Annotated in this window: 20 protein-coding genes; 13 read left to right on the top strand and 7 right to left on the bottom strand. The window is 58.9% G+C overall.

Annotated features, from left to right (window positions below; genetic code table 11):
• The first annotated feature begins 15 nt into the window (after nucleotides 1-15).
• The 8 genes from rsxA to gloA all read left to right on the top strand — a co-directional run bounded on the left by rsxA (nucleotide 16) and on the right by gloA (nucleotide 7447).
• The gene (gene rsxA / locus AAHB08_RS02300; protein ID WP_005326871.1) at nucleotides 16-597 is read left to right on the top strand and encodes an electron transport complex subunit RsxA; all 582 of its coding nucleotides are present in this window, start codon (nucleotides 16-18) and stop codon (nucleotides 595-597) included.
• Between the two features lie 4 nt (nucleotides 598-601).
• Nucleotides 602-1168, top strand: coding sequence for an electron transport complex subunit RsxB (rsxB, locus tag AAHB08_RS02295; protein WP_005326872.1), 567 nt, complete (start codon nucleotides 602-604; stop codon nucleotides 1166-1168).
• Nucleotides 1169-1182: 14 nt separating this feature from the next.
• Entirely contained in the window at nucleotides 1183-3654 is a 2472-nt protein-coding gene (gene rsxC, locus AAHB08_RS02290; RefSeq protein WP_342057981.1) for an electron transport complex subunit RsxC, read from the top strand.
• Between the two features lie 3 nt (nucleotides 3655-3657).
• Nucleotides 3658-4710 carry an electron transport complex subunit RsxD gene (gene rsxD / locus AAHB08_RS02285; RefSeq protein ID WP_342057980.1) on the top strand — a complete coding sequence of 351 codons (1053 nt, stop codon included), beginning with the start codon at nucleotides 3658-3660 and terminating at the stop codon, nucleotides 4708-4710.
• 34 nt (nucleotides 4711-4744) lie between these two features.
• Complete coding sequence (rsxG, locus tag AAHB08_RS02280; RefSeq protein ID WP_202045131.1) at nucleotides 4745-5377, top strand: electron transport complex subunit RsxG; 633 nt, start codon at nucleotides 4745-4747, stop codon at nucleotides 5375-5377.
• Nucleotides 5378-5415: 38 nt separating this feature from the next.
• Nucleotides 5416-6174, top strand: coding sequence for an electron transport complex subunit E (locus tag AAHB08_RS02275; RefSeq protein ID WP_342057979.1), 759 nt, complete (start codon nucleotides 5416-5418; stop codon nucleotides 6172-6174).
• Between the two features lie 30 nt (nucleotides 6175-6204).
• Nucleotides 6205-6846, top strand: coding sequence for an endonuclease III (nth, locus tag AAHB08_RS02270; RefSeq protein WP_139434134.1), 642 nt, complete (start codon nucleotides 6205-6207; stop codon nucleotides 6844-6846).
• Nucleotides 6847-7039: 193 nt separating this feature from the next.
• On the top strand, nucleotides 7040-7447 hold the full coding sequence (gene gloA, locus AAHB08_RS02265) for a lactoylglutathione lyase (RefSeq protein ID WP_025326535.1): 408 nt from the start codon (nucleotides 7040-7042) through the stop codon (nucleotides 7445-7447).
• Nucleotides 7448-7535: 88 nt separating this feature from the next.
• Here gloA and AAHB08_RS02260 read toward each other — a convergent pair whose 3' ends face one another.
• A complete protein-coding gene (locus AAHB08_RS02260) occupies nucleotides 7536-9167 on the bottom strand; it encodes a methyl-accepting chemotaxis protein (RefSeq protein ID WP_342057978.1) in 1632 nt (543 codons plus the stop codon).
• Between the two features lie 335 nt (nucleotides 9168-9502).
• Between AAHB08_RS02260 and AAHB08_RS02255 the strand changes: the two genes are divergently transcribed.
• The 5 genes from AAHB08_RS02255 (at nucleotide 9503) to AAHB08_RS02235 (ending at nucleotide 14033) form a co-directional block, all read left to right on the top strand.
• Nucleotides 9503-10432: a ZIP family metal transporter gene (locus AAHB08_RS02255; RefSeq protein ID WP_342057977.1), complete on the top strand. Its 930-nt coding sequence runs from the start codon at nucleotides 9503-9505 to the stop codon at nucleotides 10430-10432.
• Between the two features lie 243 nt (nucleotides 10433-10675).
• A complete protein-coding gene (locus tag AAHB08_RS02250) occupies nucleotides 10676-11434 on the top strand; it encodes a substrate-binding periplasmic protein (protein WP_342057976.1) in 759 nt (252 codons plus the stop codon).
• Between the two features lie 109 nt (nucleotides 11435-11543).
• Nucleotides 11544-12236 carry a 5'-methylthioadenosine/S-adenosylhomocysteine nucleosidase gene (mtnN, locus tag AAHB08_RS02245; RefSeq protein WP_043129316.1) on the top strand — a complete coding sequence of 231 codons (693 nt, stop codon included), beginning with the start codon at nucleotides 11544-11546 and terminating at the stop codon, nucleotides 12234-12236.
• 26 nt (nucleotides 12237-12262) lie between these two features.
• The gene (locus AAHB08_RS02240; RefSeq protein WP_342058052.1) at nucleotides 12263-13195 is read left to right on the top strand and encodes a cobalamin biosynthesis protein CobD/CbiB; all 933 of its coding nucleotides are present in this window, start codon (nucleotides 12263-12265) and stop codon (nucleotides 13193-13195) included.
• The gene (locus AAHB08_RS02235; protein WP_342057975.1) at nucleotides 13188-14033 is read left to right on the top strand and encodes a cobalamin-binding protein; all 846 of its coding nucleotides are present in this window, start codon (nucleotides 13188-13190) and stop codon (nucleotides 14031-14033) included. The genes AAHB08_RS02240 and AAHB08_RS02235 overlap by 8 nt, the downstream gene beginning before the upstream one ends.
• Nucleotides 14034-14310: 277 nt before the next feature.
• On the opposite strand, the gene AAHB08_RS02230 is transcribed toward AAHB08_RS02235, so the two are convergent.
• From AAHB08_RS02230 to flaB, 6 genes are read right to left on the bottom strand one after another with little or no spacing between them, the layout of a single operon-like run.
• The gene (locus tag AAHB08_RS02230) at nucleotides 14311-16431 is read right to left on the bottom strand and encodes a motility associated factor glycosyltransferase family protein (protein ID WP_342057974.1); all 2121 of its coding nucleotides are present in this window, start codon (nucleotides 16429-16431) and stop codon (nucleotides 14311-14313) included.
• A gap of 13 nt (nucleotides 16432-16444) precedes the next feature.
• Nucleotides 16445-16738 (bottom strand): hypothetical protein, encoded by a 294-nt coding sequence (locus AAHB08_RS02225; RefSeq protein ID WP_342057973.1) that lies wholly within the window; start codon nucleotides 16736-16738, stop codon nucleotides 16445-16447.
• Complete coding sequence (fliS, locus tag AAHB08_RS02220) at nucleotides 16735-17148, bottom strand: flagellar export chaperone FliS (RefSeq protein ID WP_342057972.1); 414 nt, start codon at nucleotides 17146-17148, stop codon at nucleotides 16735-16737. Before fliS ends, AAHB08_RS02225 begins: the two co-directional genes overlap by 4 nt.
• Nucleotides 17149-17185: 37 nt before the next feature.
• Nucleotides 17186-18574 carry a flagellar filament capping protein FliD gene (gene fliD / locus AAHB08_RS02215; RefSeq protein WP_342057971.1) on the bottom strand — a complete coding sequence of 463 codons (1389 nt, stop codon included), beginning with the start codon at nucleotides 18572-18574 and terminating at the stop codon, nucleotides 17186-17188.
• A gap of 28 nt (nucleotides 18575-18602) precedes the next feature.
• A complete protein-coding gene (locus tag AAHB08_RS02210; RefSeq protein ID WP_342057970.1) occupies nucleotides 18603-19025 on the bottom strand; it encodes a flagellar protein FlaG in 423 nt (140 codons plus the stop codon).
• A 37-nt stretch (nucleotides 19026-19062) separates the two neighbouring features.
• On the bottom strand, nucleotides 19063-19992 hold the full coding sequence (flaB, locus tag AAHB08_RS02205) for a flagellin B (RefSeq protein WP_342057969.1): 930 nt from the start codon (nucleotides 19990-19992) through the stop codon (nucleotides 19063-19065).
• Nucleotides 19993-20527 lie beyond the last annotated feature (535 nt).

Raw genomic sequence — 20527 nt, 5'->3', positions numbered from 1 at the left:
GAAAACCCATCGTCAATGACTGAGTACCTGCTTTTACTGGTCAGTACCGTGCTGATCAACAACTTCGTGCTGGTGAAGTTTCTCGGCCTCTGCCCCTTCATGGGCGTCTCCGGCAAGCTGGAAACCGCCATCGGCATGGGACTGGCCACCACCTTCGTGATGACGCTCGCCAGCGCCTGCTCCTATCTGATGGAGCACTATATCCTGATCCCGCTGGACATCGCCTATCTGCGCACCCTGGGCTTCATCTTGGTGATCGCCGTGGTGGTGCAGTTCACCGAGATGGTGATCCGCAAGAGCAGCCCGACCCTCTATCGCCTGCTCGGCATCTTCCTGCCCCTCATCACCACCAACTGCGCCGTGCTGGGCGTCGCGCTGCTGAGCATCAACGAGCGTCACAACTTCATCCAGAGCATCATCTACGGCTTCGGGGCTGCCTGCGGTTTCTCGCTGGTGCTAATCCTGTTTGCCGCCATGCGTGAGCGTCTGGTGGCCGCCGACGTGCCGGCCCCCTTTCGCGGCGTCTCCATCGCCATGGTCACCGCCGGCCTGATGTCCCTGGCCTTCATGGGCTTTACCGGCCTCATCAAGATATAGCGCTATGACTCACATACTCTTTGCCATCCTGGTGCTGGCCCTGCTGGCCCTGGCCTTCGGCATCATTCTGGGCTATGCCGCCGTCAAGTTTCATGTGCAGGCCGACCCCATCGTCGACCAGCTCGATGCCCTGCTGCCTCAGACCCAGTGCGGCCAGTGCGGCTACCCGGGCTGCAAGCCCTACGCCGAGGCCCTGGCCAACGGCGACAAGATCAACAAGTGCGTGCCCGGTGGCGATGCCACCATGCGCAAGATAGCGGATCTGATGGGGGTCGAGCCCCAGCCGCTGGACGGTGGCGACGAAGCGGCCGTCCCCGTCAAGAAGGTCGCCTTCATTCACGAGGACATGTGCATAGGTTGCACCAAGTGCATCCAGGCCTGCCCGGTCGATGCCATCCTCGGCGCCACCAAGGCGATGCACACCGTCATCGCGGCCGAGTGCACCGGGTGCGATCTCTGCGTCGACCCCTGCCCGACCGACTGTATCGAGATGATCCCGGTGCCGACCACGGTCGACAACTGGAAATGGGATCTGGCCAAGGTCGCCATTCCGGTCAAGATAGTGGAATAAACAGCGGAGTAACCATGCAGCATCTGCTAGAACGCATCAAAGCCGGCACCCTCTGGGATTTTCACGGTGGCATTCATCCTCCCGAGAACAAGCACCAGTCCAGCCTGACCCCCGTCGTGGACGCGGGTCTTCCCCCCCAGCTCATCATACCGGTGCGCCAGCACGCGGGCCCGGCTGGCGAACTGCTGGTGCGGGTGGGTGACAGGGTCAAGAAGGGCCAACCGCTGACCCGTCATGACAAGGGCCGCATAGTGCCGGTGCACGCCTCCACCTCGGGCACCATCACCGCCATCGAACAACACACGGTGGCGCACCCCTCGGGCCTGGACGATCTCTGCGTCATCCTGACCCCGGACGGGGAGGATGCCTGGGGTGAGCGCAACCCCCAACCCGACTACTGGAATCTGGAGCGGGGCGAGCTGCTCGAGCGCATCCAGCAGGCGGGCGTCGCGGGGCTCGGTGGCGCCGTCTTCCCGACCCACAGCAAGCTCGATGGCCGCGGCCAGCTCACCGAGATCCTGATCGTCAACGGCCTGGAGTGCGAACCCTACATCACCACAGACGATCGCCTGATGCAGGAGTATGCCGACGAGATCATGGACGGCATCCGGGTGCTCAAGCACCTGCTCAAGCCCAAGCTCACCCTGATCGGGGTGGAAGACAACAAGCCGGCGGCCATCGACGCCCTGACCCGCCATGCCACAGACGAGGATGTGCTGGTCAAGTCGGTGCCGACCAAGTACCCCTCCGGCGGCGCCAAGCAGACCATAGAGCTGCTCACCGGGCGCCAGGTGCCCAAGGGAGGCCGTGCGGTCGACATGGGCATCATGGTGCTCAACGTCGCCACCGTGTTCGCCATCAAGCGCGCCATCATCGACGGCGAGCCGCTCATCTCGCGCATCGTCACCCTCACCGGTGACGCCTTCAAAAAGCCCGGCAATGCCTGGGTGCGCCTCGGCACCCCGGTGCGCTGGCTGCTGCAGCGTTTCGAACTGCAACCGGAGGCGGATCAGCGGGTCATCATGGGGGGCCCCATGATGGGCTTCACCCTGCCCCATGCCATGGTGCCCGTGGTCAAGGCCACCAACTGCCTGCTCTCCCCCACCCGCGCCGAGCTGCCGCCCCCCGGCCCCGAACAGGCCTGCATCCGTTGCAGCGCCTGTGCCGACGCCTGCCCCGCCAACCTGCTGCCCCAGGAGCTCTACTGGTACAGCCGGGTCAAGGAGTATGACAAGGCCGAGAAGCTCAACCTGTTCGACTGCATAGAGTGCGGGGCCTGTGCCTGGGTCTGCCCGAGCGAGATCCCCCTGGTGCAGTACTACAAGATTGCCAAGGATGACATCCGCGAGGTCCGTGCCGAACACGAGAAGGCGGAGCGCGCCAAGCAGCGCTTCGAGGCCAAGCAGGCCCGCTTCGAGCGGGACAAGGCCGCGCGGGAGGCTCGCCACGCCGAGGCCGCCGCCCAGCGTCGCCAGGCCATGGCCGCGGCCGGGGGGGATGATCCCGTCGCCGCCGCCCTGGCCCGCCTCAAGGCCAAGCAGGAGGCCGCCAGCGCAGAGACTCCGCCGGACAACGCCGCCATGATGGCCGCCCGCGAGGCGCGCAAGCAGGAGGCGCTGGCGCGCCGCGCCGCCAAGGCGGTCGAGACCGCACAGCCGGATGATGCTGGCACGGCTGTCGTTGCCGAAGCCGATCCCAAGAAGGCCGCCATTGCCGCCGCCCTGGCCCGCGCCAAGGCCAAGAAGGCTGCCCAGACTGCCGGTGACGAGGCCAGCAACACGGCTGCCGCTCCGGGCGAGCCGGTGACTGAGCCCGCTGCCGAGGCCGATCCCAAGAAGGCCGCCATTGCCGCCGCCCTGGCCCGCGCCAAGGCCAAGAAGGCAGCCCAGGCTGCCGGTGACGAGACCAACAACACGGCCGCCACTTCGGATGAGCCGGTGGCTGAGTCCGCTGCCGAGGTCGATCCCAAGAAGGCGGCCATCGCGGCTGCCATCGCCCGCGCCAAGGCCAAGAAGGCAGCCCAGGCTGCCGGTGACGAGACCAGCAACACGGCCGCCACTTCGGATGAGCCGGTGGTCGAGTCCGCTGCCGAGGTCGACCCCAAGAAGGCGGCCATCGCCGCTGCCATCGCCCGCGCCAAGGCCAAGAAGGCTGCCCAGGCTGCCCAAGCTGCCGGTGACGAGGCCAGCAACACGGCTGCCGCTCTGAGCGAGCCGGTGGCCGAGCCCGCCCCCGAGGCCGACCCCAAGAAGGCGGCCATCGCCGCTGCCATCGCCCGCGCCAAGGCCAAGAAGGCTGCCCAGGCTGCCGGTGACGAGACCAGCAACACGGCTGCCGCTCCGGGCGAGCCGGTGGCCGAGCCCGCTGCCGAGGTCGATCCCAAGAAGGCGGCCATTGCCGCTGCCATCGCCCGCGCCAAGGCCAGGAAGCTGGCGGCCGACGCCGCGGCGCACACCCCTTCCCCTTCGACCGACAAGAGCCACTGATCCATGTTCAATCTCGCGAGTGCGCCCTTCGCCCATAACCGCAGACAGACCCAGACCCTGATGCTGCTGGTGATCCTGGCCTGTCTGCCCGGCTTCCTGGCCCAGACCTGGTTCTTCGGCTGGGGGACCCTGATCCAGATCCTGCTGGCCCTGGTGACGGCCCTGGGCTGCGAGGCCCTGGTCCTGCGCCTGCGCGGCCGCCCTGTCAAACCGGCCCTGCTGGATGGCAGCGCGGCCCTCACCGCCGTGCTGATCGGCCTCTCCCTGCCCCCCCTGCTGCCCTGGTGGATGCTGGTGCTGGGCACCGCCTTTGCCATCATCATCGCCAAGCACCTCTATGGCGGGCTCGGTCAGAACCTGTTCAACCCGGCCATGGTGGCCTATGTGCTGCTGCTGGTCTCCTTCCCGGTCCAGATGACCAGCTGGCTGCCCCCCTCCAGCATCGCCGCCTACGGGGTCGACTTTGGGGATGCCGTCTCGGTGATCTTCACCGGCTTCAGCCTGGACGGCTACAGCCTGGCGCAGCTCAAGCAGGGGGTGGATGGCCTGACCATGGCCACTCCCCTCGACACCCTGAAGACGGGCCTGACCCAGGGGCTCACCGCCAGCGAAGTGATGACTCACGCCGTGTTCGAGGGTTGGGGCGGGATTGGCTGGAGCTGGGTCAATCTCGGCTACCTGCTGGGTGGCCTCTTCCTGTTGCAGCAGAAGGTGATCAACTGGCGCATTCCCACCGCCGTGCTGGGGGCCCTGCTGCTCTCTGCCACCCTGGGTTATCTGGCCACGCCGGACTCTACCGCCACCCCCATGCTGCACCTGTTCAGCGGCGCCACCATGCTGGGGGCCTTCTTCATCGCCACCGATCCGGTGAGCGCCAGCACCACGGCCAGGGGGCGCCTCATCTACGGCGTGCTGATCGGCGTGCTGGTCTACCTCATCCGTCGCTTCGGCGGCTACCCGGATGCCTTCGCCTTCGCCGTGTTGCTCGCCAACCTCTGCGTGCCGCTCATCGACAGCCTGACTCGTCCCAAGGTCTATGGGGATCGCCGCAAATGATCATCGCGCACATCTCACTCTCAGGAGCCTTCCCATGTTAAAGAGCATGCGCAAAAACGGCGTCACCCTGGCCCTGTTCGCCCTCGGCTGCACCGCCATGGTGGTGCTGACCAACGAGCTGACCCGGGATCGCATCGCCCACCAGCAACAGCTGGAGAAGCTGCGCACCCTGGAGGCCCTGCTGCCGGCGGGGAGCTATGACAACGATCTGGTGGCCAGCTGCAGGCTGGTCACCAGCCGCGAGTACCTGGGCAGCGATCAGCCCATGCCGCTCTACACCGCGACCCTCAAGGGGGAGCACACCGGCTATGCGCTGGAAACCGTGGCCCCCGACGGCTACAGTGGTGCCATTCGCATGGTGGTCGGCACAGATGCCAGCGGCGCCATCAGCGCGGTGCGGGTGCTGGCTCACAAGGAGACCCCGGGTCTTGGCGACAAGATCGAGCTGAAAAAATCGAGCTGGATAGAGAGCTTCGTCGGCAAGTTCCTTACCAAGGAGAACGCGGCGAGCTGGGCGGTGAAGAAGGATGGCGGCGAATTTGACGCCTTCACCGGCGCCACCATCACCCCCCGCGCCGTGGTCAAGGCGGTGAAGAATCTGCTGCTGCTGCAACAGGAGCACCCTGAGCTGCTGCAACAGGCCCCCTCCTGCGACGCCACCCCCTGACACCGGAGCCCCCTATGGCGCATACAACGGAACAAGCAATGGAACAAGTTGATGTGATTGACGGCCAGAGCCCGGCCGATGAGGGCAACAGCCGCCGCGAGGAGCTCAAGGAGCTGATGCTGCAGGGGCTGTGGAAGAACAATCCCTCCCTGGTGCAGGTGCTGGGGCTCTGCCCGACCCTGGCGGTCTCCTCCACCTTTACCAATGCTCTGGGGCTGGGTCTTGCGACCATGGTGGTACTGGTCTGCTCCAACCTGGCCGTCTCCCTGGTGCGCAACTGGGTGCCCAAGGACATCCGCATCCCGGTCTACGTGATGATCATCGCGGCTCTGGTGACCAGCGTGCAGCTGTTGATGAACGCCTACACCTATGGCCTCTATCAGGCGCTCGGCATCTTCATCGCCCTCATCGTCACCAACTGCGTCATCATAGGCCGGGCCGAGGCCTATGCCTCCAAGAACCCGCCCCTGCTCGCGGCCATCGACGGCTTCATGATGGGGCTGGGCTTCACCCTGGTGCTGCTGTTGCTGGGGGGCTTGCGTGAGATCATCGGCATGGGCACCCTGTTCGACGGCGCCGACCTGCTGCTGGGTGACTGGGCCAAGTCATTGCGCATCGAGCTGTTCCACGCCGATGCCAGCCTACTGCTGGCCATTTTGCCGCCGGGGGGCTTCATCGGCCTGGGGCTGCTCATCGCCGGCAAGAACGCCATCAACGACTGGATGGGCCGCAAACAGCGTGCCGACAAGGCGCACTGCAGCCTGCCCGCAGCCGGTGCCCGCACCACCCAGCTCTGAGGGCTGGCACCAAGACAGACATGAGACGCAATGAATAACCAAAAACGCAGAGAGATACTGGAGCGGCTGCGGGAGAACAACCCGCACCCCACCACCGAACTCAACTTCAGCTCGCCGTTCGAGCTGCTGATCGCCGTGCTGCTGTCGGCCCAGGCGACCGATGTCAGCGTCAACAAGGCCACCGACAAGCTCTATCCGGTGGCCAATACCCCGGCCGCCATGCTGGCTCTCGGGGTGGACGGCGTGAAGGAGTACATCAAGACCATAGGCCTGTTCAACACCAAGGCCGAGAACGTCATCAAGACCTGCGCCATCCTGCTGGAGCGCCACGGCGGCGAGGTGCCGGAAAATCGCGAGGCACTGGAAGCCCTGCCAGGGGTGGGCCGCAAGACCGCCAACGTGGTGCTCAACACCGCCTTCGGCTGGCCCACCATAGCGGTCGATACCCATATCTTCCGGGTGTCGAATCGCACCGGCTTCGCGGTGGGCAAGAACGTGGATCAGGTGGAGGAGAAGCTGCTGAAGGTGGTGCCCGCCGAGTTCAAGCTGGATGTGCACCACTGGCTCATCCTGCACGGGCGCTACACCTGTCTGGCGCGCAAGCCACGCTGCGGCTCCTGTATCATCGAAGACCTGTGCGAGTACAAAGAAAAGGTCTACCCGGAGAGCTGAGCAATGGGGTGCCGCCACAGCCACCCGTCTGGCTCGCACACGTCTACGGCCGTGGCTCCTGTATCATCGAAGAGTTGTGCGAATACAAAGAAAAGGTCTACCGGCAGAGCTGAACGACCTCCTGTCCGTTCACTGCCCGACCTCAAGACCTAGATTGAAAGCAGTACCAATCACCAACCCGGAGAATTGAGCAATGAGAATTCTGCATACCATGCTGCGCGTCGGCGACCTGCAACGCTCCATCGACTTCTACACCCGCGTGCTGGGCATGACACTGCTGCGCAAGAGCGAAAACAGCGAATACAAGTACACCCTGGCCTTCGTCGGTTACGGTGACGAGAAGGACGAGGCCGTCATCGAACTCACCTACAACTGGGGCGTGAGCGAGTACGAGCTGGGTTCTGCCTACGGCCACATCGCCCTGGAAGCGGACGACATCTATGGCACCTGCGACGCCCTGCGCGCCGCCGGCGCCAAGATCACCCGCGAGCCGGGCCCGGTCAAGGGTGGCACCACTGTCATTGCCTTCGTGGAAGACCCGGACGGTTACAAGATTGAGTTGATCGCCAAGAAAGACACAGGAACCGGCCTCGGCGTCTGAGCCAGACCGGCACCCTCGCGGTGACGGTGACATAGCAAACGGGGCCCTGGGGCCCCGTTTTTGTTGCTACTCTGCCAGCCGCCCACCATCAGGCGAGGCGGAAGCGGCCTATGGTCTGGCGCAGGCTAGCCGCCAGCTGGCTCAGCTCCAGACAGGCGCGGGCGGTGTGATCGGCACCGGTCGCCACCTCGTTGGAAGAGTCGTTGATCCGCTCCACGTTGCGGCCCAGCTCGTCGGAGACCGCATCCTGCTCGCCGCAGGCGCTGGCGATCTGGATCGCCATGTCGGCAATCTGGCCGACCGCCTCCTCGATCTGCTGGATCCCCGAGCTGGTCTGCTCGCTCTGGCTCACGCACTGGCGGATCATCTCGCAGCTCTGGCTGGTCACCGCCTTCGCCTGGTTGGCACGGGCCTGCAGGGTTTCGATGATGGCGACGATCTCGCCGGTCGAGGCCTGGGTACGGCCCGCCAGGGTGCGCACCTCATCGGCCACCACCGCGAAGCCGCGCCCCTGCTCGCCGGCGCGGGCCGCCTCTATGGCGGCATTGAGCGCCAGCAGGTTGGTCTGATCGGCGATGCCGCGAATGACGTCCACCACCAGGTTGATCTGGGCCGATTCCCGCTCCAGCTCCGCCACCAGGGTGCCCGCCTGCTCCATCTCCTCGGCAACCCGGGTGATGGCCACCAGGGCGCCCTGCACATCCTGATTGCCGCGACGGGCCAGGGCATTGGCCGAGCTGGCGGACTCCGAGGCGACCTCGGTGTTGCCCGCCACATCGGCCACCGTCGCCTTCATCTGGGCCATGGCGGTCGCCACCAGGGAGATCTCCTGCTGCTGGCTCTGGATCCCCTGGGCCGACTGCTCGGAGACGGCGCTCACCTCCTCGATGGCGGCCCCCAGCTGGGTCACGGCGGCGACCACCTCCTCGATGAGACCGCGCAGGTTGTCCTGCATCTTGAGGGAGGCACTGGCCAGCATGCCCAGCTCATCCTGCCCTATGTGCTGGCGATCCAGCCTGTGGGTCAAGTTCCCCTGCGCGATGGCATTGGCCTGGGCGACCACGGCCTGCAACGGCAGGCAGATCTGGCGCGTGAGGAACCAGGTCATCACCCCCATGAACAGCAGCAGGGCGCCGATGCTCACAGTGGCGAAGCTCGTCACCATGTTGACGCTGCCAAGCAGGCTGCCGCGGTTCTCCTTGACGAAGCCGAGGTTCACCTCCACCAGGGCATTGACCCCCTGCTCCAGCTCGGTGTAGCTCCCGTTGGACTGGAACAGCGCGTCCCTGGCCTGCTCCTTGAGCCCCTGCACCAGCAGGCTGTCGACCCGGTTGACCGCGCTCAGGTAGTGCAGCCACTGCTGCTTGGCCCGGTTGAACACCTGGCGCTCATGCTCGGCCCCGACGGTGGCCTCATAGGCGCTAAGGGCGCGCTCCACCTTGGCCACGCTCTCCTGGATGCGGCCGCGACGGGCCTGCACATCGGCGGTGTCCTCGACCATCAGCAGGGCAAACTGGGCGCGGCGCACATAGGAGACGTCGTAGAGCAGGTTCTCTACCGAGATCACGCTCGGCAGGGTGGAGTCGGTGAAATTGAGTACCCGATCCCGTACTCCGCGCAGTTCGCTGGCGAGAAAAAGACCGAATATCACGTTGATGGCGGCGATAACCGCAAAGACCACGGCAATCTTCTTGCCGATGGAGAGGTTCTTGTAAGACATGTTGACTGGTGATCCTCGACTGCTGATAAGCAGGTGCACTGTGGCGATCACATCCGTGTAAACGGTGACCCGAGACTCCTGACGGGAAAATGAAACAACACGAACAAGCGGGGAAGAGCGTTCGCAGGCGCGCACCCTATCACAGCTGCCGCCCTCGCTCATCCCTCTCGTGTTGTACAGGCCACGCCGTTTGGCATGTGCCCGGGATACAAGATCGACCGGATGACCACAAACTTGAGCCGATTGCCCCAATCGTCCCGCCATCATGGACAAACGGGAGGCCAGGTTATGTAATGGCCCTCTCGTCTCTCCCAACCACAATCCCCCGAGGCCCCATGGATAATGCGTCGACCCTCAGTCCCTCCTGGTCAGTCCAACTGCGCGAGCAGATAGCGGATCGCCCCCTCATCGCCCTGGGACTGCTGCTCGCCCTGGCCGCCGTGCTACTGCTCCTGTTACAGAGCCTCGTCATGCTGGCAGCTGGTGACATCAGCCCCGGGGTGCGTTATGGCCTCATCGGCGGCGTCGCCGGGTTTGCCGCCACGGCGCTGGGCGCCCTGCCCGCCCTGTTCCTGCGATCTGTTCCCCAGCGGGTGGAAGACGCCATGCTGGGCTTTGCCGCCGGCATGATGCTGGCGGCCAGCGCCTTCTCCCTGCTGCTGCCGGGGCTGGAGGCGGCCGAGGGGATCACAGGGGACGGCTTTCTCGCCGCTGCCGTGGTGGTGGCCGGCATGACCCTCGGGGTCTTGCTGATGCTGGGGCTGGATCAGTTCACCCCCCACGAGCACGACAAGACGGGCCCCTGCGGCCCCGGCCACGAGAGTTGCTCCCGGGTCTGGCTGTTCGTGTTTGCCATCGCCCTGCACAACCTGCCGGAAGGCATGGCCATCGGGGTCAGCTTCTCCCAGGGGGATATGGCGGTGGGGCTGCCGCTCACTACCGCCATCGCCCTGCAGGACATCCCCGAGGGGCTGGCGGTGGCGCTCGCCATGGGCGCCGCCGGCTTTCGTCCCTCGGTCGCCGTCATGGTGGCCATCGGCAGCGGCCTGCTGGAACCGCTCGGCGCCCTGCTCGGGGTCGGGCTCGCCAGCGGCATGGCCATCACTTACCCCATAGGTCTCGGGCTCGCGGCAGGCGCCATGTTGTTCGTGGTCTCCCACGAGGTGATCCCCGAGACCCACCGCAACGGCCACCAGACCCACGCCACCCTTGGCCTGATGGCCGGCTTTGCCCTGATGATGACGCTGGACACGGCCTTGGGTTGATATGGGTGCAAGAGGCCGGGGCAGGATGCAACCTCGGGGCTTCCACCCAGTGGACTCCAATCCCATCACCACGGTCACCAGACCCATCACCACCCGGGGCTGATGGCCGGCTTGCCCTGATGATGACGCAAGATACGGCCTTGGGTTGATAACACGCTGATAAATAGCCTAATGTCTAGTTCCTTGCGTTCCTGATCCGGCTGATGATGGGTTAGCGTCGCCCCTATCGAGACCCTGCATGAGATGATCTTCCGGATGGCTCTGCTGCTTTGCCTGCTTGCCCCAGCCCGTGGGGCCGTCGGTGCCACCGAGGTTTACCACACGGCGGCACAAGCCGATTCGGCCCCCAAATACCTGACCCTGGCGGGAGGGAAGATCGGCGGGATCTGCGTCGATCTGTTTCGGCGCATGGAGGCACGGGAGCCGACCCTGCGCATCGCGGGAGAGCAGGCCTCCCTGCCCCTCAAGCGCCTGGAGAAGAAGGTGCGGCACGGCCAGCTGGATTTCATCTGCGGCGTGGGGGACAGCCCGGAGCGCCGCAGCCAGTTCGTCTACCTGCAACCCGCCATCTTCACGGTGCGCTACCACCTGGCGGTGCGCAGCGACGATCCGGTCGAGATCCGGGGCTGGGATGACGTCAGGGCACTCGGTCAGCAGGGGATCATCCTCATCAATCACGGCAGCGGCGCCATCGCGCGGCTCCAGGCCATCGGCGGCCTCCTCATCGACAGCGGCGGGATCGGCAGCAAGGCCAACTACGACAAGCTGTTGATGAAGCGGGCGCGATTCGTCTACTACCGCTCCCCGGGGTTTGAATCCGATCTGCGCGAGCATGGGCTGGGGGAGCGGATCCGCATTCTCCCCACAGTGATGGAAGAGACCCCCTTCTACATACTGTTCCACCGCCACAGTGCCCCCGAGCGACTGACTCTGTTTGCCAACACCTTGCAGCAGTTGGCCTCGAGCGGCGAACTGGCCGCCCTGGTCGAGCGCTACCGCTGACGCAGGAGATGCCCCGGCAACCCCACAGGAATGCTCGGCGTCACCGCCAAGTTTTGTTATCATCCCCGCCAACTTTTCCGGCCCAGCGGCCACAGAGACGAGGTAGATGATGAAAGTAGGTATTATCGGCGCCATGGAGCAGGAAGTGGCCCTGCTGCGCAGCCAGCTCAGTGAACCCACCACCCTGCAACTGGGCGGCTGCGAGTTCTATCAGGGCCGTCTGGCCGGTAAAGAGGTGATCCTGACCCGCTCCGGCATCGGCAAGGTTGCCGCCAGCGTCGCCACCAGCCTGCTGCTGGAAAAATTCGCCCCCGACTGCGTCATCAACACCGGCTCCGCCGGCGGCTTCGCCCAGGACCTGCACATCGGGGACGTGGTCATCGCCAGCGAGATGCGTTTCCACGACGTGGACGTGACCGCCTTCGGCTACGAGATGGGTCAGATGGCCCAGCAGCCCGCCGCCTTCCCCTGCGATGACAAGCTCATCGCCCTGGCCCAGGCCTGCATCGCCGAGCAAGGCAAGCACCAGACCAAGGTCGGCCTCATCTGCACCGGTGATCAGTTCATGTGCAAGCCGGACGCCATCGCCAAGGCCCGCGCCGACTTCCCGCAGATGCTGGCAGTCGAGATGGAAGGGGCCGCCATCGGCCAGGTATGCCACATGTTCAAGGTGCCCTATCTGGTGGTGCGCGCCATGTCCGACATCGCCGGCAAGGAGCAGGTGGAATCCTTCGATGCCTTCATCGAGGTGGCGGGTCAACACTCCGCCGAGGTGATCATGGCGCTGCTCGGCAAGCTGTGATCGACACCCTTCCCTGGGACGCCCTGATGACCGCCCTCGCCTCGACGACGGCGGCCATCATGGTGGGTGCCGCCCTGCTGGAGGCCCTGCTGCCCTGGCCCGCGCGTTTCAGGCCCGGCGCCACTGTGCCGCTGCTGGCCCGCCTCGGCCACAAGGTGTATCGCCCGGACGGTTCGCCCGGTCAGCAACGCCAGGCGGGGCTGTTGGCCCTGCTGGTGGTCTGGGTGCCCTGCGCCGCCGGCCTCTGGGCGGTGCGCAATCTCTCCCTCTCCGAGCCTCTGTTCGACCTGCTGTTCCTGCTGCTGATGCTGGAGTCGCGCCCCCTGCGGGAGCTCGCCCAGGGGAGTCGCACCCTGGCGACCCAGGAGACGCTGGTGGTGGCGAGGTTGCAGGCAGCAAGCTGGCTCAAGCGAGAGACGGGCGCCCTGTCGGTGATGGGATTGAACAAGGCGGTGAGCGAGACCTGCGTGCTGCGCCTCGTGGGCCAGTGGGCCGGCCCCCTGCTAGGCTTTGCCCTGGCCGGGGTACAGGGGGCCCTGCTCTGGCGCCTCGCCCAGCTGATGAATCAGGCCTGGAGCCCGAAACAGGCGGAGTTCGTCCACTTCGGCCGCGCCGCCAGTGCGCTCTATCAGGGGCTCTGTGCCCCCGCCATATTGCTGCTGGCGCTCCCCCTCGCGCTGACCCGGTTGCGCCAGCTTGGGGGCAAGCTGCGCCTTGCCCTGCGCTGGCCCTATCCGGCCATGGGCGCCCTGCTCGGCCTGCTGGCACAGAGCACCGGCAGCCGCCTCGGGGGGCCCCGCTACTATCAGGGCCAGCTGGTGCGCCTCCCGGTGATGGGCGATGGGAGCGAGCCCGACGCCACCCTGCCCCGGCGCCTGCTCCATCGCCTGCTGCTGATCGGCTGGGGCTGGCTCGGGCTCTCGCTGATCCTGACCCTGATGGCACTGACTCATGGCTGACCGCTTCCCCCTTCGCACCCTCTGCCTGCTGCTGTGCCTGCTCGGCTGGCCCCTGTCAGGCGCGGCGGCCACCCCGCAGCGCATCATCAGCCTCACCCCCCACCTGACCGAGCTGCTGTACGACATAGGGGCCGGGGATCGCATAGTCGCGACCGACGATGCCTCCGATTTTCCCCCCGAGGTGGCGCCCCTGCCACGGGTCGCCAACTACCGCAGCATCAACCTGGAGGCCCTGCTGGCCCAGAAGCCGGATCTGGTGGTGGCCTGGCGCTCGGCCCAGTCCCGCATGCTGGCCCCCGTCGAGAAGCTCGGCATCCCCGTCTTCTACTCGGAGCCCACCGACTTTGCCTCCCTGGCCGACGAGATGCGCAGCCTGGGGCGCCTGCTCGGCACCCGGCAGAAGGCCGACCAGCAGGCCGACGCCTATCTGGCCAGGCTCGATGCCCTGAAACGGCGCTACGGCAAGCCCAAACCGGTCTCGGTCTTCTATCAGCTCTGGTATCCGCCGCTCACCAGCGTCAACGACTCGACCTGGCCGGGCCACGCCATCAGGCTCTGCGGTGGCCGCAATATCATGGCAGATGCCAGCTCCCCCTACCCCCAGGTCGGGCTGGAGCAGGTGATCAAGGCCAACCCCGGGCTCATCCTGGCCGGCAGCCGGGATCCCGCCGTGCTGGCCCACTGGCGCCAGTGGGCCATGCTGGATGCCGTCAAGCAGCAGCGGCTCGTTCTCATCAACCCAGATGAGCTGCACCGCTTCACCCCGCGGGCCCTCAACGCGGTGGAGCAGGTGTGTGAGGCGATCATACTATCAACGACTCATTCTCAGGCAGGTTGAGCTTTGAAACTTATAGCCATACTCATGCCGTCTAAGGCTAATAACACATCTGACTCTTGAAAACCGTCGGCATGATAGTCACATGGTCAACAGAGCTATATGAAAAAGGTTTGCTAGAGATCACATGTATATTGAATTGCCATCAAGCTGGTAGTATATAAGTACTTTACCCTCTACTGCACCTTGAAATAAATATACAGCTTATTTTAATAAAAACACATATAAGATTTCGACATCCTTTATATGTATAGAAATATAAAACCAGGCCTTTATATAGTTAAAGAACAGATTTTTTTTCTACCGCATTTTTTCTATAGAGATGAACAATCTCACAATCTGATTCATCAATAAAGTTTAGAGCCTCAGGATATGTGACTTTCATTGTTTTGAAAAAGTCGATCATGATTTCAATAGCAGGCCTAACCACCTGTTCGTCCATATCATCATCATCAAATGAATACATGATGGTATTTATGAAGGAGAAAAAATAATTTATTGACCCTACGAGAACCCTATGAATGTGATGCTGGCGGGTTTCTGATATATATACCAGGTACTCAAAATGCTTTTGCATGAGCTCAGAAATTTCATCACGACTGGTTCCAGTAATGCTCCAATCAGATATGAAACGATTTATAATGTCATCAAAAAAGTCAAATGCCATGAAAGATTCAATTTTCTCTCTAGAGATATCCAAAGCAGAGAAAAACTCATCATATATACGTTCAGTCAGCTTATGTTTATCTATTATGCAATCACTCTTCATGAGGACATTACTTATACGAAGCGGTATTGCCCCTTTTATTTCCGCGCCATCGCTGCAATTGTAGCATGCAACCTCTTTATTGGTTCTCAGTAATGATTCCATCGATTTTATGGAAACGCAAAAGAGTCTACTTGCCGTAACATCACCACCAAAATTCCCTGGTATTATATAACCACCATTCTGTGTTACCAGCTTGGTTAATTTCTCTATAGGTTGACCATTATCATCATAATAAGCACTATATTTTGAATGATGATGTGAGGCATTTTTATATCCATTATCGATCCCGCAGAGATATATTTCTTTAAAACCCAATGTAATTGCATAACTCAGCCCTGTATTACCAACAAATGGATTAACTCCATTTAAATGACAATAGTTAGGCATCGCATCAAAATTACGAGCCAAAAGAGAATGCATTGGTTCATGTGGCTTAAAGCCTACACCCATTCTGAAAAAATACGAGCGACACGCTGGATGAATAATATCTACACTAAGGAACAATATGTCCTTTAAATATTCGTCATCGTTGATCAATGATAGGAAATCAGCTGAGCTCTTGGTTCTTTCAACAGCGAGTAGAACATCCGGCTTGATACCTGCTTTATGGAGTGCGGTAATACTACTGCCACAAGCAAAGATAAAAAATCGCTCATGATTTTCCTTGATAAATGGAATGGCTTCATCCAAAGATGGTCCATTCCCGACAACCAGCGCAGGCAATCCCTTGCTAAATTGTGATACATCTTTATTTTTCAATAAAAAAGGGACTTTATTTTCAATATTCTTTGCACTATGCGCCAGAGCGAACAAATTATCATCAAAGAATCCCCATCCTGATTTTAGAAGATAAAATTCTTTTTTTATACGCTCTGTTAATGAAAATATCTTATCTGAAGGATAATGCCAAAAACCAAACAAGCTGGATATCCAGAATGCTCCGCGTCGATGCAAGACAGGCAATAAATCCTCCATCAAGCTATCTTCATCTTGCCCTAAAAATAGATGAAGACTTAATCCTTCTTCATTCAGATGTAGAAGCAGAGAGTACCAGTCAAATGAAAATAACGATGCATAAAACAAGTCAAGGTCAGGTTCAAAAACAAAGAGATTCTTGACACTGCATCTTTCATAAAGATATGACAATTGATACCCTAGCCCCACACCAAACATCATCACCATGGGGACATGGTTTGGAATGCGACTCAATTTTTCGAGTGATCTTTCTGCTTCATCATACAACTCACATAGTTTGTTCAGATACTGAACATGAGCTTGATTGAATAAATCATTTTCCACACTAAAAGAAAACTTATCAATCTTAGAACGGCATAATACTTGTTCTATTTGAGACTCTGAGTATTCGTAGGGATTCTCACCATAAAAAGAAACTTCATTGTCAAGCCACAAGATATTAGGTATGCCATTTTCATTACAAAAAAAACGAAATGGACGAGTAGGGGTATATGTCTTGAATTGTTCATAAACAGAGGGGATATACTTTTTAAAAGCAGCCATGTTATTATCAAAGCGAACAGGAAGAACATCAATCATAGCCTGCTCTTGTTCTTTCTGTCGCTGCAAGCGAATTATTTCCGCTTCAATATTCTGTATATCTTTATCCATATCCATGAAGGATCCCTATCTATCTTGAATGCACTTTATAAAGTTGGGTAGCTTTGTCCGCAATGACTACATCGTGTAACTTACGTTGTATATCATCTTTCTTCTGAGAAACGAGCAACATAAGCTTTTCATTATGATGAAACGTCTCTTTTGCTGTTTCAACTAACTCCATAGTGTAGCTATTTTCAAGTGTAAGCTGTTGCAACAACATAAGTCGCTCATCCATTACCTGATGAGCAAGCTCCAAATTATTTTCGATGATGGCCTGTTCAAGTCTGATTGCTGACTCTCTCAGAATCTCGGCATGTGTCATATGCTTGCCTGTTGGCTTAATGCCTGCATTCGATCATCTAATGGTATGGAGTCCCATCCACTCTTAATTGTCAGCATCAGTCGACCTACTTCGTCCAGAGGCCCAACATCCATATTACTACTGGCGTCCAGCAAACGCTGTTTCATATAGTCATAAAGAGCGAACAAGTCTTCAGGTACTTTACCGTATGAAAGATCCAAAGCATCCTGTAAACCGTTAATTAACGCCATACTTTTGGAAATCGCAATAGACTTGCCTTCAAAATCCCTGCGCTCTATTGCCCCTTTCGATTGAGCGAGACGCTCGATACACCCTTGCATCATCAACTGAATGACGCGATAGGGATCCGCCACAGCCATCTCTGCTTGAAGGTTTTGGGTGGTGTAGGCTTTGATGTTCTTGCGATACATGGTTGCTCCTCCTCATTCGGGATCGCGAATATATAGCTCAGGATGATGAGCCTGAGGTATTAATAAGGCTTAGATAGGATGCCGACTGGTTCATTTTGGCAAGTAATGTGTCCAAGCCACCATAACGAGCCCGTAGGCTGGCTTCATATTTCACCAATTGGGCCGAAGCATCGGATTCTTTTTGCGCCAGTGTCCGTAGATCTGAGTTGAGAGAATCTTCTCGCTGGGCAAGCAATCCTCCGGTCTTGGAATAATCTTCCAGAGAGGTCGCCAACTTTCCAGCCACTCCATTTTCACCCCCGAAAATGGCCACTACTTGCTCGAAGTTTTTATCAAGTGCCTCATCAAACTTCTCACTGTCAAGAGAGAGTACCCCCTTGTTATCCATCTTGATCCCAAGCTGGAAAATGGTGTCAAACACGTTCGAGTTGTCAGAAGGGGTGATTAGAAGACTGCTCATCTGATTGACGACGCTTCGAGTCACTGAGTCACCGGCAAGGGCTCCACCATCATCCTGGCTCTGCCCGGCAACTATACTATTGCGTTTGCCCAAGGCATCCGCTTTGCTGACCAAGGTGTTGTAACCATCGATAAAGCTTTTGACCATGGTTTTGATACCATCTTTATCGGTGGCAACATCAACCTTATTGGATTTGGCATTACCGTCAGTATCTTTATCTGATTCACGCAACACTGTCACTTTCAATCCTATGATGGTGCCATCAAAGGTATTCGTATCGCTACTGAGGGTGCTGCCATCTACCGTGATTTCGGCATTGCTGGCACTCTGAGTTTTGGTCAGTGAAGAAGCAAAGCTGGTTATGCCAGTTGTACTACCCGTGATCTGCAGATCCTTGCCGGTACCACTTACACCTGAATCCATCACAAGCTTGGCCTTGCCATCCGCAGTATTGATGATGTTGGCCGTCAGCCCAAAGTTGTCACCGTTATTATTGATTTTCTTTCGAATAGTCTGAAGAGAATCGCCAGCTTTGACCTCAACATTGAATTTCTTGTCTCCAGCAGTAAAGGTGAGAGTGCCATCTTCAGTCGCCAGCGGAGCTGTCGAACTGTCAAAAGTCCCTTCAAATTTGCTGGTAGTTGCCAATTTATTGACAGTGATATTGTACTGACCATTCGAGGCCCCTGCTTTGCTTTCTACCTTAAGGATGGGGTTATCTTTGTCTTGGGTGATATTGACAGCGCGTTTGTTGAATGCATCCGTCTTTGCCATGTCTTTGAGGGTGGTGACATAAGAGGCAATTGCAGATTTCAACTGCCCCACCCCGGAAAGCGTGATCTGGGCGTTGGTCTTCTTGGTGGTGATTGGCTGCTGGAGCTGTGCCTTTCTGGCGTTCAGACTGGCGGTGATCACGCTTTCCAGATCGAGACCAGATCCTGCACCTGCCGAGGTAATTGTTGCCATTCTCTTTTTCCTATTCGTTATGAATCGCTCATATCTCGCTGTCGAACAGCAAGCCAATCCTTGGGTTTGCTCCTGCTTGCCCCTGTTGCAGAGCCAGGATCCGCTTGTTGATAGCGATGAGCTCTTCGCTGGGGATCTGACGGATCACCGATTGGGTATCAGCATCCATCACCTTGATCACCACCTGTTCCAGCTCTTTTTCCACGCTGAAGTTCACTGTCCAGCCTTGAAGCTGGGCAAACTCATGCAAACTTTGTACCTGCTTTTCGATATCAGCCTGAATCTGTTGCCCTGAACGTTCAAGTCCATTTGCGCCCTTTTGATCCTGCTGTAAAGCCTTGGCCTCTTCCACCGCACCAGAAAGCAATTGAGCGGCCACTTGGCCGCTCTTGTCACTTAGCTGTACGGAAGCGCCACTGACAGATGACAGATTTCCGAGTTCAGTTGTCATCTCTTCTCTCCCATATCAATCAGCTAGCTGTCTACGATTAGCCGAGCAAGGACAGTGCTGACTGCGGCCGCTGGTTGGCTTGTGCCAGAATGCTGGAAGCCGCCTGCTGCAGGATGTTCTGCTTGGTCATGTTGGCAGTCTCGGTCGCGAAGTCCGCATCACGGATACGGGAGCGCGCTGCACTCAGGTTTTCGGAGATATTGGATTGGTTGCGGATGGTCGAATCGAAGCGGTTCTGCACCGCACCCAATTCGGCTCGCTTGCTATCTACAACCTGGATCATTTTGTCCAGGTTGGCGAAAGCCAATTGAGCGTTGGAATCTGTTGAACCAGAAATGTCACTGATAGTAGACCATGAGACGGCCGTGGTTGCAGCAGTTACTACCCAAGCATCAGCTGTAGTGCTGGCGGCCGAGTTGGTGGCCGTTGCAATAGTTGCACTGCCTTTGGTGGCACTGGCAATACCGGACATGGTAAAAGCAGTGGTCATCTTGAAGGAGATGGTCTGACCCGCATCAGCTCCGACCTGGAAAGAGCCCTTGTAATTGCCATCCAGCAACTTCTGACCACCGAAAGTGGTATCACCCGCGATCCGGTTGATTTCTGTGGTCAATTGTTTGTACTCAGACTGCAACGCATCCCTGTCATCCTTGTTATTGGAACCATTAGAGGATTGCTGAGCCAGGGTACGCATCCGTTGCAGCATGGAGGTCACTTCATCCATGGCCCCTTCGGCAGTCTGGGCGACGGAGATCCCGTCGTTGGCGTTGCGGTTGCCCTGATCCAGACCATTCACCTGGGAGGTCAAGCGGTTGGAGATCTGCAGACCCGCTGCATCGTCCTTGGCGCTGTTGATACGCAGGCCGGATGCCAAGCGGGTGTAAGAGGTATCTAGAGATTTGTTGGTGTTCATCAAGTTACGCTGGGCGTTCAATGATGAAGTATTGGTATTGATATACATGGCCATAAAAGATTTCTCCTGATGAACAAGAAACTGCGGGCTCTGCTTGTGTCTACAAAACAAGGATCCCACCGTTCAGACGGACAGATTGAACGGTCTGTACCATCTGGCGGGTCCTCTGTTTGAACGGACATTGGACCCGCAGTTGCGCAAATGTTGGTTTTCCGAACACCCCTCAATTTGCTTCATATTATGTAGCGGCAGCCCCATCGGAAGCTTTAGGAAATTTATTGCCGCCCTCATCAACAAAGAGGCAAACGCTCTCCGCCCAAGATGATGACAAGAAAAAGCAACACCATCACGACAGCAGCGCCTCTCAATTGCCGCCGTACTTGCATGTTGAACACTTGAGCATGATGAGTTGGCACACATTGTGCTTAAGATTATGGGCCGTCGATTTTATGGCGTCCATAAAAAAGGCCGACTATGTGTCGGCCAAAGAAGAGCTTACGCTCAGGAGAACAACCTCGAGGGTGACAGAGTGAACGATCTGCGCAACACTCGAGGGGTATACCAATAAGAGAACTTCTCTTTCGATAGG

It is taken from the genome of Aeromonas sp. OTU364, assembly GCF_038440395.1.
In the GTDB taxonomy this organism is placed as follows: domain Bacteria; phylum Pseudomonadota; class Gammaproteobacteria; order Enterobacterales; family Aeromonadaceae; genus Aeromonas.
The sequence above is the reverse complement of the archived record's forward strand: the minus strand, read 5'-3'. Positions and strand labels throughout refer to the sequence as shown.

Excerpts from the sequence above, each read along its gene's own strand:
- flaB (WP_342057969.1), bottom strand. The coding sequence starts at position 19,992 with ATGGCCATGTATATCAATACCAATACTTCATCATTGAACGCCCAGCGT.
- rsxD (WP_342057980.1), top strand. The coding sequence starts at position 3,658 with ATGTTCAATCTCGCGAGTGCGCCCTTCGCCCATAACCGCAGACAGACC.
- AAHB08_RS02240 (WP_342058052.1), top strand. The coding sequence starts at position 12,263 with ATGACCGCCCTCGCCTCGACGACGGCGGCCATCATGGTGGGTGCCGCC.
- AAHB08_RS02235 (WP_342057975.1), top strand. The coding sequence starts at position 13,188 with ATGGCTGACCGCTTCCCCCTTCGCACCCTCTGCCTGCTGCTGTGCCTG.
- AAHB08_RS02275 (WP_342057979.1), top strand. The coding sequence starts at position 5,416 with ATGGAACAAGTTGATGTGATTGACGGCCAGAGCCCGGCCGATGAGGGC.
- rsxB (WP_005326872.1), top strand. The coding sequence starts at position 602 with ATGACTCACATACTCTTTGCCATCCTGGTGCTGGCCCTGCTGGCCCTG.
- nth (WP_139434134.1), top strand. The coding sequence starts at position 6,205 with ATGAATAACCAAAAACGCAGAGAGATACTGGAGCGGCTGCGGGAGAAC.
- AAHB08_RS02230 (WP_342057974.1), bottom strand. The coding sequence starts at position 16,431 with ATGGATATGGATAAAGATATACAGAATATTGAAGCGGAAATAATTCGC.
- rsxA (WP_005326871.1), top strand. The coding sequence starts at position 16 with ATGACTGAGTACCTGCTTTTACTGGTCAGTACCGTGCTGATCAACAAC.
- AAHB08_RS02255 (WP_342057977.1), top strand. The coding sequence starts at position 9,503 with ATGGATAATGCGTCGACCCTCAGTCCCTCCTGGTCAGTCCAACTGCGC.
- gloA (WP_025326535.1), top strand. The coding sequence starts at position 7,040 with ATGAGAATTCTGCATACCATGCTGCGCGTCGGCGACCTGCAACGCTCC.
- fliD (WP_342057971.1), bottom strand. The coding sequence starts at position 18,574 with ATGGCAACAATTACCTCGGCAGGTGCAGGATCTGGTCTCGATCTGGAA.
- AAHB08_RS02210 (WP_342057970.1), bottom strand. The coding sequence starts at position 19,025 with ATGACAACTGAACTCGGAAATCTGTCATCTGTCAGTGGCGCTTCCGTA.
- mtnN (WP_043129316.1), top strand. The coding sequence starts at position 11,544 with ATGAAAGTAGGTATTATCGGCGCCATGGAGCAGGAAGTGGCCCTGCTG.
- AAHB08_RS02250 (WP_342057976.1), top strand. The coding sequence starts at position 10,676 with ATGATCTTCCGGATGGCTCTGCTGCTTTGCCTGCTTGCCCCAGCCCGT.
- AAHB08_RS02225 (WP_342057973.1), bottom strand. The coding sequence starts at position 16,738 with ATGACACATGCCGAGATTCTGAGAGAGTCAGCAATCAGACTTGAACAG.
- rsxC (WP_342057981.1), top strand. The coding sequence starts at position 1,183 with ATGCAGCATCTGCTAGAACGCATCAAAGCCGGCACCCTCTGGGATTTT.
- fliS (WP_342057972.1), bottom strand. The coding sequence starts at position 17,148 with ATGTATCGCAAGAACATCAAAGCCTACACCACCCAAAACCTTCAAGCA.
- AAHB08_RS02260 (WP_342057978.1), bottom strand. The coding sequence starts at position 9,167 with ATGTCTTACAAGAACCTCTCCATCGGCAAGAAGATTGCCGTGGTCTTT.
- rsxG (WP_202045131.1), top strand. The coding sequence starts at position 4,745 with ATGTTAAAGAGCATGCGCAAAAACGGCGTCACCCTGGCCCTGTTCGCC.